Origin of the sequence: Mongoliimonas terrestris (assembly GCF_001927285.1) — a bacterium.
GTDB lineage: Bacteria > Pseudomonadota > Alphaproteobacteria > Rhizobiales > Pleomorphomonadaceae > Chthonobacter > Chthonobacter terrestris.
In genome coordinates this window covers 131,581-145,664 of record NZ_MSIG01000007.1, presented here as the reverse complement: position 1 = coordinate 145,664, position 14,084 = coordinate 131,581, and the positions used below count along the sequence as shown (strand labels likewise).

The window sequence follows — 14,084 nt, the reverse complement described above, 5'->3', positions numbered from 1 at the left end:
TATCAGTCATAGGCGAACCCGACACGGCCCTGGTAGGCCCCCTTGGGGGTGATGCCCGGCGAGGCGTAGACGCGGTTCAGCTGGTTGAGGAAGACCGCCTGCGCGTCGCCCGACGGGGCGAAGTTCTCGTCCGGGCGCGTCAGGGCGGCGCTCGCCGTCGGGTTCACCAGGTAGGGGCTGACGAAGACGGCGAGTTCGGTCTGGTTGCGCTGGTACTCGCGGCTCTTGAAAAGCGAGCCGAGCACCGGCAGGTCCATCAGGCCCGGGTAGCCGGTGAGCGTCTGGCGGACGTTGTCGCGGATGAGACCGGCCATGACGATCGAGCCGCCGGAGGGCAGCTCCACCGTGGAGTTGGCGCGCCGCACGGTGAGGGCCGGAATGGTGAGGCCGCTGATCTGCACGGCGCCCTCGTTGGAGAGCTCGCTCACCTCGGTCTGGATCTTCAGGCTGATGCGGCCGGGCGCCAGCACCACCGGCTCGAAGGCGAGGCTGATGCCGAACTGCTTGAACTCCACCTGGATCTCGCCGTCGCTCTGGCTGACCGGGATGGGGAATTCGCCGCCGGCAAGGAAGCTCGCCTTCTCCCCGGAGACCGCCGTCAGGGTCGGCTCGGCGAGAGTGCGCACGACGCCCTGCTGGTTGAGGAGCTTCACCACGTTGGAGAGGCGCATGCCGTCGGCGAGGCCGACGCCGGAGGAGAGGGCGCGGGTGGCCGTGCCGGTCCAGTTGCCGGTGACGCTGCCGTTCACGGTGTTGGCGGTCTCGACCACCTGCTTGACCACCGAAAGGGCGATGCCGGTGTTCTGCAGCAGCGATTCCGTGTCGATGCCGAGTTCCTTGATGACGCCGCGCTGCACCTCGGCGACCACCACCTTGAGGTGCACCTGGTCGCTGCCGCCGACGGCCAGCATGTTCACCACCTTGGCAGGGTCGCCGATGAACTTGCCGGCGAGATCGGCGGCCTTGCCGGCCTCCTCGGTGGACTTCGCCGTGCCAGAGAGGACGAGGCTGTCGCCGATCGTTTGCACGCGGATGTCGGTGCCGGGCAGCACGGAGGCCAGCATGGCCTGGAGGCCGACCGTGTCGCGGCTGACCACCAGCTCGAACTGGGCGATCTGGCGGTTGCCGTCGCCGAACAGGAAGACGTTGGCCTCGCCGACCTTGACGCCGATCAGGTAGATCTTGCGGGCGGAGCGGACCACCGCGTCGGCCACCTGCGGGTTGGAGACGAGCACGTCGCGCACGTCCTCCGGCAGCTCGATGACCATGGACTTGTCCACCGGCAGGTGGACAACCCGGCCGCTCAATTCGGCGCCGGAGGAGAACACCAGGTTGGCGGCGTCGGCCGCGACGGACGGGGCCGCCGCCGGGACGGCGAGGCCGGCGGCCAGGAGCACGGCCGCGGCGAGGCGGAGGAGCGAGCGCTTCATCGGGCGGGTCCTTCTCTGATCAGCGGGCGCGGTCACGGCTTGTCCTTGGCGTTGACGCGCGACGGGTTGCCGAACCGGATGACGGTGACGCCCTCGGTGCGGACCGCATCGGCCGTCGTGTCGTTGTCCTCGATGGAGCGGAGCACCAGCGAGATGGTGCCGATCTGCTGGGCCTGGATGATCAGTTCCGCCTGGTCCGGGGTGAGTTCCAGGGTGGCGGTGTCCTGGGCGACGACCGTGTTCTGCTGGTTGGTCTGGTCTTCCACCGTCTGGTCGATGGCCAGCACCCGGATGTTGTGGAGGATGGTCTCGCTGACCGGTTCGGCGCCCTCCTCGCGGGGCTGGCGGATGAGGATGATGTCGACCCGGTCGTTCGGCAGCACGAAGCCGCCGGCCGTGGAGGCGGCGTTGACGCGGACCGCCACGGCGCGCATGCCCTTCGGCAACACCGCCGACAGGAAGCCCTGGTCGGTGCGCACCAGCTTGCCGTCCTTGATGGGCTCGCCGGCGAGGAAGGGGCTGCGGGCGAGCGTGCCCTGAAGCTCGGTGATGGCGTCGGGGCGGCCGGTGCGGGTGATGTAGTCGCCGGAAAGGCCCTCCTTCGGCCAGAGCCGCCAGGTGACCGTGTCGGGCAGGATGGGGGCGCCCATCCGGATGTTGCCGGCGGCCACCAGGATCTCGGCGGTCTCCATGGCCGGGACCGTCGACGGCACGGCGACCTCGACCGGCGCCGGCGGCGGCGTCGCGGCGAGGCGCATGGCGACGACGCCGGCCAGACCGGCCGCGCCGAACGCGACGAGAAGAATGACAAGCTGGATCGGACGCATCGCAATTCCCCGAACAGGGGCCCTTGGAGGGACTGTCCGGGCAATTTGGATGCGAAGCCCTGAATTTATGGTTAATATCTCATTTCGTATTCGAGTTTCGACCGCCCGGCTCCGCAACGCCGGGGTGTCGCCGTCCGGCTGCCCCAACCCGTCGCGTGATGCCCGGAAACGTCGAAGCCCGTTTCGGAGTCTCGGTCAGAGCAGGGTGGCGAGCGCCTGGAACCAGACGGTCTTGGGGAAGATCGTGATCGCTCCGGCCGCGATGGCGATGCCGTAGGGCACGCCGTTCTGGCGCCCGTGCAGGCGCAGGATCCATTCCTCTCGCAGGGCCATGGCGGGCAGCGGCATGGCGCGGAAGCTGAGAAAGAGCAGCGTGAGCGCGCCGCCGTAGAGGGCCGTGTAGAGGCCGAAGCCGAGCCCGTGCGCCGGCCCCATCCACAGCGCCAGGGCGGCGGCCAGCTTGGCGTCGCCGCCGCCGATCCAGCCGGCCGCGAACAGCGCGAAGGTGAGCGCGAGCACGCCGGCGCCGACCGCCGCGTGCTGGCCGACGAGGGTCCAGTCGAGCCCGATCGCCGGCACCGCGAGCGCAAAGGCCGCGACGAGGGCGAGCGAGATCCGGTTGGGGATCTGCATGGTGAAGAGGTCGGACACGGCCGCATAGGTCGTCAGGATCGGCAGCGCCAGGATGGGAAGGGCAAGAGCGGTCGACCACATGGGCGGAGTTCCGGAAAGGGCGCGCCCCGGGTGGGGCGACGGGCACGGGCGGACGGAACGCTAGAACCGATCCGGTAAACAGGGTCTTTTGCGCCGTCCCGAAAAAAGGAAAGGCGGTCCGCCGGGGAGCGGACCGCCCTTGGGGGAGGATGAGGACCGACGACAGGAACGGACCGCCGCCGGCCGGACCATCACTCCGCCGGATTCAGCGCATCGGAGACATCCTGGAAGGTGTTGGAGATGTTGGTGCCGAGGGCGCCGGCCGTGCCGATGATCGCGACGGCGATCAGGGAGGCGATCAGGCCGTACTCGATGGCGGTGGCGCCGGATTCGTTCTTGATGAAACGGACGATGAGGGACTTCATGATCAATCTCCTAGGTCTACTTTGACAGCACGGGTTCGAGGGTCTTGTTCGTGTCGCCCGACCGTTCTGAACCGAGTTCCAAGCTATTCTATGCATGTTTCCACGAGGTTAAACCGAACGCATAAGATCGACCCGATCGGAAAGCCGCTCTTTTCAGTTAAAACGACGTGAGGGTTGCTTAAAATTGATTCCGTTAATCAGGATCGTTGAAAGGCCGTTTACCGTTCACGGCGCGGCTTCATCATCCGATAACTTTGAATTTGCCGGATTTCCGCGGTCGTATTTGTCGGACCGAGCGCTTTCGGCACGCGGCGCTCCGGCGGGCGGCGTGTCGGTCGCCGCGCCGCTCCCGACGGGTGCGGCCCGGGTTTCTGCGATGTCGTTAGCGAAGTGTTCACCCAAATCCTGAAACCTTGCGCTCGTCCGCCGTCCGAATCCCGTCCCGGACCCACCCCGGACCGACCTTGGGAACCGCGATGACCGCCCGTCTTGCCGCCTTCGTTTCCGTCTCGCTCGCCGCCCTGTCGCCCATGCCGCTTTATGCTGCCGAGGCGGCGGATCCGGTGGTGGTGACGCTCGACCAGGCGAAGGTGCTGCGGATTGCGGCGCCGGCCGCGACCGTCATCATCGGCAACCCGTCGATCGCCGACGCCACCATGCAGGACAGCCAGACGCTGGTGATCACCGGGCGCGCCTACGGGGTGACCAACGTGATCGTGCTCGACGACGCCGGCGAGCCGATCGCCGACACCCAGATCATGGTGCAGGCGCCGACCATCAACGTGGTCACGGTACAGAAGGGCGCGAGCCGCTACAGCATGAGTTGCATGGAGCGTTGCCAGCCGACCCTGATCCCGGGCGACGACACGGAGTTCTACAGCACCATCCAGTCGCAGAACGCGGTCCACAACGGCACAGCCGGTGGCAATTGAATCGCTCGCGAGCGATTACATACACTTTTTCTCAACTGTCCCCGTGATCCAGTGATCCTTGGCGGACCGGTCGTCGCGGCCGGCTCCACGAGTGCCGACGGGTCAATCCATGCCAAGACTGCAGCTTCCGGGATCCGGCCAGATGAGGCCGCTTCGCTCCGCCGCCCGCCGCTTCCAGCGCGCGGCCGACGGCTCGGTGGCGGTGGAGTTCGCGCTCGTCTCAATCCCCTTCTTCGCTCTCCTGTTCGCCATCCTGGAAACCGCGCTGCTGTTCTTCGCCGGACAGGTGCTGGACACGGCCGTCACCCAGGCCTCCCGCCAGATCCGCACCGGGCAGGTGCAGCAGGCGGGGATGACCGCCACCGCCTTCAAGACGCTCGTCTGCAACGGGCTCGGCACCTTCGGGGACTGCGCCGACAAGCTGTTCGTGGAGGTGGTCCGCTACGACGACTTCAACACCATCACGACCACGACGCCGGTCGATCCGGACGGCACCATGAAGGACGTGTTCGCCTTCAACCCCGGCGCGCGCGGCGACGTGGTGGTGGTGACCGGCTACTACGAGTGGCCGGCCATCTTCAACATCTTCGGACAGACGAGTTCGCTCCTGGCCAACGGCAACCACCTCCTCGGCGCGTCCGTCGCCTTCCGCAACGAACCCTTCCCGTGGTGACCCGATGACGGCTCTTCTCGCCAGGATCCGAGCCCGCGCCGCCGCCCTGGAGCGAGACCGGCGGGGCGTGTCCGCGGTGGAGTTCGCCCTCATCCTGCCGCTCATGCTGCTGATCTACGCCGGCTGCGTGGAGATCAGCGAGGCGCTCTCCATCGACCGCAAGGTCAACCGGGTGGCCGCCACCATCGGCGACCTGTTCTCCCAGTATTCCGCCATGACGGCGAGCGACGTGACCAATGTTCTGAACGCCTCGTCGGCGATCATGACGCCCTATGCGGTCAGCGATCTGAAGCTGATGGTCTACACCGTCAACGTGTCGGCCGGCGGCGCCCAGACGATCGGCTGCTCCACCTCGCGCAACGACCCGGCAAACGTGCCGACCAAGGGATCCACCACCATTCCGCACACGATCCCCGCCGGAATCGCCGAAGCGAACAGCCAGGTGATCGTCGCCTACTCGGAATTCAGCTACACCTCGCCGTTCTCTTCCATCATGCAGCAGTATACCGGAACCGAAACCTATACGCTGACGCACGTCTACATGATCCGCCCGCGCCTCGGCACGCCGGTGACCTGGTGCTGATCGGGCCGCTTCGCTTCATTAACGCAAACGCAGTGAACATCCACTAACCATAGGCCGGACGTGAGATCGGCAGGCCGGTCCTGTCCGACGCCACCGGGGGGATGGCGCCGAGGGGAGGGCCGCGGGGACCTCGCCTTCAACAACCGGCAATGGAGTAGGCCCGGTGAGCGACAGCGCGAACAGACGGCGGGTGCTGGTGACGGCCTCCGCCATGGCGGGCTTTCTCGCCTTCCTGTTCACGGTCCTGGCCGGCGTCGGGGTCGGCGTGGTGATCGCCGAGCGCGACCGGGCCGTGCACATCGACCGGCTGTTCGCCGCGACCGAACTCACCTTCCGGGCGGCTCTCGACCCGCGCTACCAGACCAAGGCGGAGGAGATCAACCGCGTCGCCACCCGCCTGGCGGTGCTGGACGTGGTCAAGGGCGGCGCGGTGATCGACACCTCCGGCCACCTGCTGCAGACCTTCGGCGAGCCGGCCACCACCGCCTTCGAGACGATCCGGCGGACGCCGGAGACGGTCTACGCCACCGGCGATCCGGCGCGGGTGGAGTTCTACCTCGCCCCGGAGACGACGGCGACGCCCTTTCACATCCTGACGCGCATGGACACCGCCTCGATCGGCGCCATGGAGGCCCTGGCGGTGGAGCGCGCGGTGCTGATCGCGGTCGTCGCCGGGCTCGCGGCCGGGCTCGCGGCCTTCCTGGTGGTGGAGACGCGCATCGCCGCGCCGCTGCGCAAGATCCTCAAGGTGCTGGCCCTGGTGATGAAGGACCCGGCGCTCGCCGACACCGGCGACCGGCTGCCGAGCGGCGCCACCGAGGTGGGGCGGCTCGGCTCGGAGCTGGAGCGCTTCCGCGGCTTCCTGGCCGAGGTGTGGCGCAAGAAGGTGCTCGTCGCCGAAAGCCTTCTGGAACAGTCGCCCTTCGCCATCGTCCAGATGGTCGCCGACGGCACGCCCACGTTCGCCAACGCGCCCGCCACCGCCCTCTTCGACCGCGACCTCGTCCGCAGCCAGAACGCCGCGCCGCTGGTGGTGCGCGACATGGAGAGCAACGTGCGCTCGGTGCTGCGCGAGCACGTGGACCGCTTCGGCGCCGACTGCCGGCTCGTGGAGATCATCACGTCGGAAGGCGCCCGCTACGCGGCGTGCGGCGGCCTGATGGTGGGCAAGCAGACCCGCACGCCCACCTATGTTGCGATGTTCGCCGACGCCACGCCCATCCAGCGGTCGCGCCTTGCGGCCGAATCCGACGTGCGCGAGCAGAAGCGGCTCTATCGCCAGTCGGAGCGCCGGGTCTTGGAGGTGAAGCTCTCGCTGGAGGCCTGCCTCGCCCTGATGGGCGGCGCGCCGGAAGGAGGCAGCCAGAACCTGGAAGTCCTCGCCTTCGCCGAGGAGTGGTTCGCCGCCGGCCAGACCGCCGGGCTGGTGGCCGCCTACAACATCGGCAAGGAGTCGCCGCTCGTTTCCGGCGCGCCGGACGACCTGAAGGCGGTGGTGCGGCTCGCCCTCCTGGTCGCCTACGCGCGGCTCGGCACCGCCCCCGCCATGATGACCCTCGACATGAAGGGCATCAACTTCGAGACCGCCAGCCTGACCGTGAAGGGCCAGCGCGCCGCCTTGGAGGCCGGCGAGGACGACCCGATCCTGGCCGACTGGCACCTGGCCGTCGCGGCCCTCCGGGCGGCCGTGCGCCGGGTCGGCGGCCAGCTCGGCGACGTGACGGCGAGCGACGAGGGCACCCAGGTGCGCATCATCCTGCGCGGCGCGGCGGAGCGCCTGCAGACGGGCATGAAGGCCGCCGCGGCCAGCCGGTAGGCGGTCGTGCGCGGCTCGTGAAGGTCGGAGTTGCCCGACCTTCCCGGGCTTGCCGTCAGGCGCGCGCCGCAAGGCCGGCGGCGCGCGTCCGGATGGCGGCGGCATCCGGCAGGCTCGGCTGGGCGCCGGTTGTCTCCACGGCGAGGCTCCCGGCCGCGACCCCGTCCATCAAGGCCTCGGCCAGCGTGGCCCCGCGATCGAGGGCGGCCGCGAAGGCGCCGACGAAGCCGTCGCCGGCGGCGGTCGTGTCCACCACCTTCACCAAGGGCGCCGCCACCGACACCTGGCCTTCCGGACCGGCCGCGACGGCGCCCTCGGCGCCGAGCGTGACCACGCAGACGCCGCCCGAGGCCGCGGCCCAGGCGGACGCGAAGGCGCGTGGCGCCTCCGGCAGGCCGGCGGCGGCGGCCACCTCGGCGGCCTCGTGCTCGTTGACGATGAGGACGTCGAGGCAGCGGGCGAGCGCCGGCGGCACCGGACCGGCCGGGGCGGCATTGAGGAGCACCCGCGCGCCCGCGGCCCGGGCCGCCTCGGCGGCCGCGAGCACGGCGGCGTCCGGCACCTCGTACTGCAGGAGCAGCGTGTCGCCGGCCCGGATGCGGCGGGCGACGCCGGCCGGGTCGGCGCGGCTGTTCGCCCCGCTCGCCACCACGATCTGGTTCTCCGCCCGGCCGTCGACGGCGATCATGGCGATGCCGGTCGGCGCGTCGAGAGCGGCGACGCCGGAAAGATCCACCCCGGCGGCGGCGAGCAGCGACAGGGCCTCGTGCCGGAAGCCGTCGGCCCCGACCGCGCCGATCATGGCGACCGCCGCGCCGGCCCGGCGGGCGGCGAGCGCCTGGTTGGCCCCCTTGCCGCCCGGAAAGACCTGGTAGTCCGGCCCCTTCACGGTCTCGCCCGGCCCCGGCAGGCGCGGCACCACGGTGACGAGGTCGACGTTGATCGACCCGAAGACGACGATCATGCTGATCTCCCCGACGGGCGGCGCGCTTGTCCCGGCGCCTTGCCCGATGCGTGCTGGGTTCGGTGCCTACTTGGTGCCGTACATCCGGTCGCCGGCGTCGCCGAGGCCCGGCACGATGTAGCCGTGCTCGTTCAGGTGGCTGTCGACCGCGGCGGTGAAGATGGTCACGTCCGGATGGGCGCCACGGAAACGCTCGATGCCCTCCGGGGCGGCCAGGAGGCAGACGAAGCGGATGTCCTTGGCGCCGCGCTCCTTGAGGCGCTCCACGGCGGCGATGGCCGAGTTGGCCGTCGCCAGCATCGGGTCCACCACCACGGTGAGCCGGTCGCCGAGGTCGTCCGGCGCCTTGAAGTAGTATTCGATGGCCTCCAGGGTGTTCGGATCCCGGTAGAGGCCCACGTGGGCGACGCGGGCGGCGGGCACCAGGTCCAGCATGCCTTCCAGGAGGCCGTTGCCGGCCCGCAGCACGGAGGCGAACACCAGCTTCTTGCCGACGAGGGTGGGCGCCTTCATCGGACCCATCGGCGTCTCGATGTCGATGGTGGTGAGTTCAAGGCCCCGGGTGACCTCGTAGCAGAGCAGCGTCGCGATCTCCCGGAGCAGGCGCCTGAAGCCCGCCGTGGACGTCTCCTTGTCGCGCATGATGGTCAGCTTGTGCTGCACGAGGGGATGATCGACGATCGTGACGCCCTGCATTTGACCTCTCTCCGGTCTTCCGGCCCGCCGCCGGCGCGGCCGGGCTTCCTGTCTCACCACCGATGGTCGGGCGACCCTACCTTCATCCGCGAACGGAGGGAATGCCGCGCGCCGGTTCGGACCCGCCTTCCGCCGCGCCGTGCCGGCAGACGGGGGTTCGCGCGCGCCGTCAGAACACCGTGCCGTCGCTCGCCACCGTGAGCGGCGGCCCGCCGCCCGGCCGCAGCCGGCGGGCGATCTCGCGGCCGGCCGCCCAGGTGCCGCCCTCCAGCACCTTGGCGAGCGGCAGGCTTTCCGCGTCGCGCCCGAGGCTGCGGCGGATCTCGTCGGCGATCCGGTCGAGGAGCGCGACCGTGAGGGCGCGCCATTCCACCACGAGCGGGCTTTCCACCGGATGGGCGACGGCCGCCGCCGCCGGATCCTTGAGGGTGATGACGCCGAGGTCGAGGAAGAGGCCGCCGTTGCGGTATTCGGCAAGACCCGTCAGCCCGTCCACGTCGGTGACGTCGATGCCGGCCCAGACCAGCGGTTCGATCAGCGAATAGGCGAGCCACTGGGAGAGCTTGTGGAAGGGCATCAGGCCGGACGTGACGTCGTCGGTGACGATCGCCGGATGGCGCCAGGTGTCGCCGAGGTCGACGTTGCCGAGCGCGAGGCGGCCCGGCCAGATCGGCCCGAGGGCGGAAAGCAGCACGGCGAGGATGCGCGGCGCCGGGAGCGTGCCGCCGGCGGCCTCGGCTTCAGCGAAGAGCAGGTCGAAGAGGCCGCCGGGCCGCGGGTGGTCGGCAAGCGCGAACACGTCCGGCGCGGCCTCGACCGCCTTGCCGAGCCGGTTGAGGAGGGCGGTGCGGCCGGCAAGGCCGACGAGCGGGTTGCCGTCGTCCACCTGGAAGCCGGCGGCGAGCTCGGCCTCGGTGAGGGTGCGGAGCGCCGCCGCGTCGGCCCGGAAGGGGTCGAGCGGGACGGCGGAGAAGAGGCCGGAGGTCATCATGGCGAAGCTCGCCACGGCAAGACCCTCGGAGCGGGCGAAGGTCTCGCCGGTCACGCCTTCGGCGTAGCGCCAGGACGGCCCGGCGCCGGCGTCGAGCAGGACGGACAGGATGGCGAGGTCGTAGGCGGCGCGGCCCATGGCGCCCACGTCGGCAAAGCCCACCGCCTCCGCGTAGGCGCCCCAGCGGTCGAAGCCGCCGGCCTCGAAATGGCGCCAGCGGGCGTGGAAGGGGATGTCGAGGGTCGGGTAGGCGCGGCGGATCACCTGAAGGACGAACTCGGCCGCCGCAGGCAGCCGGTCGAGGTGGACGTCGAAATGGTCGAGGCGTCTGGCGATCCCGGCCTCCAGCATGACGCCGGCGCGCGCCCGGACGGGGGCCGCGCCGAGGAGCCCGCGGGCGAGGTCTTCGTCGGTTGGGACGGTCGTCATCGGCACTCTCGGGGCAACCGGGTTCGGGGCGGGTTCGGGGCGGGCAGCGGGCGGGATCAGAAGTCGTCGAGCGACCGGCCCTTGGTGTCGGCGAGATCGTCCGGGGCCGGCGGCGCGGTCGGGGTGTAGTAGCCGGCGGCCTTCTTGGCCTCCATCTCCACGAGCGCGTCGATGGGGATGCGGTCGTCCGGGATCGCCACCCGCTCGCCGATCTCGATGCCGGAACGTACCACCGCGTCGTGCTTCATGTCCGACATGGAGACGAAGCGGTCGATGCGGGTGATGCCGAGCCAGTGCAGCACGTCGGGCATCAGCTCCTGGAAGCGGGCGTCCTGCACGCCGGCCACGCACTCGGTGCGCTCGAAGTATTTGGCGGCCGTGTCGCCGCCCTCCTGGCGCTTGCGGGCGTTGTAGACCAGGAACTTGGTGACCTCGCCGAGCGCCCTCCCCTCCTTGCGGTTGTAGACGATGAGGCCGGCGCCGCCGCGCTGGGCCTCGGCCACGCACTCCTCGATGCCGTGCAGGAGATAGGGCCGGCAGGTGCAGATGTCGGAGCCGAACACGTCGGAGCCGTTGCACTCGTCGTGCACCCGGCAGGTGAGGCGCCGCCGCGGGTCGGCGACGGCGGCCGGATCGCCGAAGAGATAGAGCGTGATGCCGCCGATGGGCGGCAGGAAGACGGAGAGGTCGGGCCGGGTGACGAGCTCCGGGTACATGCCGGCGGTCTGCTCGAACAGCACCCGGCGCAGCTTCTCCTCCTTGACGCCGAAGCGCTCGGCGATGCCCGGCAGGTACCAGACCGGGTCGACGGCGGCCTTGATGACGGAGACGTCGCCGTGCTCGTGCACAACCGTGCCGTCCACCTGCAGGCGGCCGAGGCGGATGGCCTCCTGGATCTCGTTGAGGGTCAGGCGCGCCTTGGTGATGGCGATGGTCGGCCGGATGTCGACGCCCTCGGCGATGAGGTCCGCGAAGAGGTCCGCCGCCAGATGGCCGAAGGGATCGAGCGAGACGATCCGGCCGGGGTCCGACCACTGCGGGAAGGGACCGACCGGCACCACGGGGGCGGTGTTGGTGAGGTCCGGACGCTGGATGGGGTTGAGCGCGCCCGACGACACGGCGAGCGCCCGGTAGAGCGAATAGCTGCCGCCGTGGGTGCCGATGGCGTTGCGGTCGCCGAACCGGGACACGGTGCCGATCACCGGCCCGCGCGCCTTCGCGTCCGCCTCGCCCCAGTGGATCGGGAAGCGGGTGGGCGCGCCGGCACCCGGATGGGAGGTGAGACGGATGTGGCTGGGACGGTTGTCGCTGCCCGTCATGGCAAGGTCCTCTGGCGCACCGGATGGCGCTGCCGTTCATGGAACGTGGGAATATGGCGTACGCTCAAGCGCTTGGAAAGGCGCCTGTCGAGAGGCGGGCGCGCAGGCGCGCCTTGGTGGCCTCGTCGCAGAAAGCCGCCTCCACGGCCGTCGCCGTGATGGCCATCAGGTCCGCCTCGCTCTGGCCGAGATGGTCGCGGGCGATCTGGTACTCCCGGCCCATGGAGGTCCAGAAGAAGGGCGGATCGTCGGCGTTGAGGGTCACCGGCACGCCGGCCGCGCGCAGCGCCGCGAACGGGTGGGCGGCGAAGCTTGGAAACACCTTGAGGGCGACGTTGGAGCCGGGGCAGCATTCCAGGACGATGCCCTCGTCGGCGAGGCGGCGGACGAGCGCCGGATCCTCCGCCGCCCGCACGCCGTGGCCGACGCGGCGGAGCGGCAGCGCGTCGAGGGCCGCGCGCACGCTGTCGGCCCCGAGGATTTCGCCCGCGTGACAGGTGAGCGGCAGCCCGGCCTCGTGGGCGATGCGGAAGGCGGGCGCGAAGTCGGCGACGGCGAACATCCGCTCGTCGCCCGCCATGCCGAAGCCGACCACCTCGGGGACCAGGTGGTCGACCGCGGTCTTCGCGGCCTCCACCGCCGTCTCCGGCCCGAAGTGCCGCTCGATCAAGGGGATCAGCCGGCCGACGATGCCGTGCGCCGCCTCCGCCCGGCGCATGCCGTCGATGAGGCCGCCGATGTAGTCCGCGTACGGAATGCCGGTGCGCCGGGCATGGTCCGGCGAGACGAACACCTCCGTGTAGATCACCCCCTCGGCGGCCGAGGCGGTGAGGTAGGTCTCGGCGAGGAGGGCGTAGTCCTCAGAGGTGCGGAACACGGCGGCGGCGCCGTCATAGGCGTGGATGAAGCTGGTGAAATCGGCCCAGGCATAGTCGCCCGCCTCGTCGAACAGGCGGCTGACGTCGACGCCGTGGCGCGCGGCGAGCCGGCGCACCAGGGCGGGCGGGGCGGCGCCCTCGATATGGCAGTGAAGCTCCACTTTCGGGATGGCGAGGGTCATCGGGGAAGAGTTCCAGGGTCGGCGGGAGAGGGCGGACGCGAATCAGAGCATGGAAACGCCGTGCGGACCTTGCGGCAGGCCGAGGACCGCCGCCACCGTCTCGCCGATGTCCGCGAAGGTGGACCGGCGGCCGGCGAAGCCGGGTTGGACATCCGTCCCGGCCATCAGAACCGGCACCATCTCGCGGGTGTGGTCGGTGCCGCGCCAGGTGGGGTCGCAGCCGTGGTCGGCGGTGAGCACCAGGAGGTCGCCGGGGCGGAGCGCGGCAAGGAGCGCCGGGATGCGGGCGTCGAAGGCCTCCAGGGCCGCCGCGTAGCCGGCCGGATCGCGCCGGTGGCCGAAGTTGGTGTCGAAGTCGACGAGGTTGGTGAAGACGAGGTCGCCGTCGCGGGCGTCGGCGAGCGCCGTGAGGGTGGCGTCGACAAGGGCGTCGTTGCCGGCGGCCTTCCGCACCTCCGTGACGTTGGTATGGGCGAAGATGTCGCCGATCTTGCCGACGCCGATTACCCGGCCGCCCGCCGCCTCCACCCGGGTGAGGAGGGTCGGCTCCGGCGGCGGGACGGCGAAGTCGCGCCGGTTGGCCGTGCGGGTGAAGGTGTCGGCCGTCTCGCCGACGAAGGGGCGCGCGATCACCCGGCCGACGCCGAGCGGGTCCACCAGCCAGCGGGCGATGCGGCAGTGGTCGATCAGCCGGTCGAGGCCGTAGTGGGTCTCATGGGCGGCGATCTGGAGGACCGAGTCGGCGGAGGTGTAGAGGATGGGCTTGCCGGTGCGGATGTGGTCCTCGCCGAGCTCGGCGATGATGGTGGTGCCGGACGCGTGCCGGTCGCCGAGGATGCCCGGCACGCCGGTCTCGCGCACGAAGGCCGCCACCAGATCGGGAGGCAGGCAAGGCACCGTCTCGGGGAAATAGCCCCAGTCGAACGGCACGGGCACACCGGCGATCTCCCAGTGGCCGGAGGGGGTGTCCTTGCCCTTCGACACCTCCGCGGCGGCGGCATAGCGGCCGGTGATGGCGTCGGTTTCGAGGCCGGGCGGCCGGCGGCCCGTGGCGGCTTCGGCGGCGGCGCCGAGGCCGAGGGCGTCGAGGTTGGGAAGAAGGAGGGGGCCGGCGCGTAGGCCCGGCACGTCGGCCCCGCCGGTGGCGCAGACCTCGGCGATGTGGCCGAGCGTGTCGGCACCCGCGTCGCCGAAGGCGGCCGCGTCCGGCGCGCCGCCGATGCCGACGCTGTCGAGGACGATGAGAACGGCTCTGGCCATGATAGGCGGGTCCTTGTGGGGGCGG

At 70.6% G+C, this 14,084-nt stretch carries 14 protein-coding genes; 4 read left to right on the top strand and 10 right to left on the bottom strand.

All coding sequences use genetic code 11. The features are described 5' to 3' along the window. Nucleotides 1–2: 2 nt before the first annotated feature. The 4 genes from BUQ68_RS12310 to BUQ68_RS12295 all read right to left on the bottom strand — a co-directional run bounded on the left by BUQ68_RS12310 (nt 3) and on the right by BUQ68_RS12295 (nt 3,336). The gene (locus tag BUQ68_RS12310; RefSeq protein ID WP_075216267.1) at nt 3–1,430 is read right to left on the bottom strand and encodes a type II and III secretion system protein family protein; all 1,428 of its coding nucleotides are present in this window, start codon (nt 1,428–1,430) and stop codon (nt 3–5) included. A gap of 32 nt (nt 1,431–1,462) precedes the next feature. Next, nucleotides 1,463–2,257 carry a Flp pilus assembly protein CpaB gene (gene cpaB, locus BUQ68_RS12305; RefSeq protein ID WP_075216266.1) on the bottom strand — a complete coding sequence of 265 codons (795 nt, stop codon included), beginning with the start codon at nt 2,255–2,257 and terminating at the stop codon, nt 1,463–1,465. A gap of 195 nt (nt 2,258–2,452) precedes the next feature. Further along, nucleotides 2,453–2,971, bottom strand: coding sequence for an A24 family peptidase (locus tag BUQ68_RS12300; protein ID WP_075216265.1), 519 nt, complete (start codon nt 2,969–2,971; stop codon nt 2,453–2,455). Between the two features lie 191 nt (nt 2,972–3,162). Beyond that, nucleotides 3,163–3,336: a Flp family type IVb pilin gene (locus tag BUQ68_RS12295; protein WP_075216264.1), complete on the bottom strand. Its 174-nt coding sequence runs from the start codon at nt 3,334–3,336 to the stop codon at nt 3,163–3,165. Nucleotides 3,337–3,812: 476 nt separating this feature from the next. On the opposite strand from BUQ68_RS12295, the gene BUQ68_RS12290 reads away from it, so the two are divergent. From BUQ68_RS12290 to BUQ68_RS12275, 4 genes are all read left to right on the top strand, one after another. Then, on the top strand, nt 3,813–4,268 hold the full coding sequence (locus BUQ68_RS12290; protein ID WP_075216263.1) for a pilus assembly protein N-terminal domain-containing protein: 456 nt from the start codon (nt 3,813–3,815) through the stop codon (nt 4,266–4,268). Nucleotides 4,269–4,410: 142 nt separating this feature from the next. Further along, complete coding sequence (locus tag BUQ68_RS12285; protein WP_175577804.1) at nt 4,411–4,941, top strand: TadE/TadG family type IV pilus assembly protein; 531 nt, start codon at nt 4,411–4,413, stop codon at nt 4,939–4,941. Between the two features lie 4 nt (nt 4,942–4,945). Next, on the top strand, nt 4,946–5,524 hold the full coding sequence (locus tag BUQ68_RS12280) for a TadE/TadG family type IV pilus assembly protein (protein WP_075216261.1): 579 nt from the start codon (nt 4,946–4,948) through the stop codon (nt 5,522–5,524). A gap of 163 nt (nt 5,525–5,687) precedes the next feature. Then, nucleotides 5,688–7,340 carry a hypothetical protein gene (locus tag BUQ68_RS12275; RefSeq protein ID WP_075216260.1) on the top strand — a complete coding sequence of 551 codons (1,653 nt, stop codon included), beginning with the start codon at nt 5,688–5,690 and terminating at the stop codon, nt 7,338–7,340. Nucleotides 7,341–7,395: 55 nt separating this feature from the next. Here the strand turns inward: BUQ68_RS12275 and BUQ68_RS12270 are convergent, their stop codons facing one another. The 6 genes from BUQ68_RS12270 to BUQ68_RS12245 all read right to left on the bottom strand — a co-directional run bounded on the left by BUQ68_RS12270 (nt 7,396) and on the right by BUQ68_RS12245 (nt 14,059). Beyond that, nucleotides 7,396–8,304 carry a ribokinase gene (locus BUQ68_RS12270; RefSeq protein WP_075216259.1) on the bottom strand — a complete coding sequence of 303 codons (909 nt, stop codon included), beginning with the start codon at nt 8,302–8,304 and terminating at the stop codon, nt 7,396–7,398. A 66-nt stretch (nt 8,305–8,370) separates the two neighbouring features. Continuing rightward, on the bottom strand, nt 8,371–9,000 hold the full coding sequence (upp, locus tag BUQ68_RS12265; RefSeq protein WP_075216258.1) for a uracil phosphoribosyltransferase: 630 nt from the start codon (nt 8,998–9,000) through the stop codon (nt 8,371–8,373). Between the two features lie 169 nt (nt 9,001–9,169). Further along, complete coding sequence (locus tag BUQ68_RS12260; RefSeq protein ID WP_075216257.1) at nt 9,170–10,420, bottom strand: URC4/urg3 family protein; 1,251 nt, start codon at nt 10,418–10,420, stop codon at nt 9,170–9,172. Between the two features lie 56 nt (nt 10,421–10,476). Further along, nucleotides 10,477–11,739 (bottom strand): GTP cyclohydrolase II, encoded by a 1,263-nt coding sequence (locus BUQ68_RS12255; RefSeq protein WP_075216256.1) that lies wholly within the window; start codon nt 11,737–11,739, stop codon nt 10,477–10,479. 64 nt (nt 11,740–11,803) lie between these two features. Continuing rightward, entirely contained in the window at nt 11,804–12,799 is a 996-nt protein-coding gene (locus BUQ68_RS12250; RefSeq protein WP_075216255.1) for an adenosine deaminase, read from the bottom strand. A 42-nt stretch (nt 12,800–12,841) separates the two neighbouring features. Then, nucleotides 12,842–14,059, bottom strand: coding sequence for a phosphopentomutase (locus BUQ68_RS12245; RefSeq protein ID WP_075216254.1), 1,218 nt, complete (start codon nt 14,057–14,059; stop codon nt 12,842–12,844). Nucleotides 14,060–14,084: the final 25 nt, after the last annotated feature.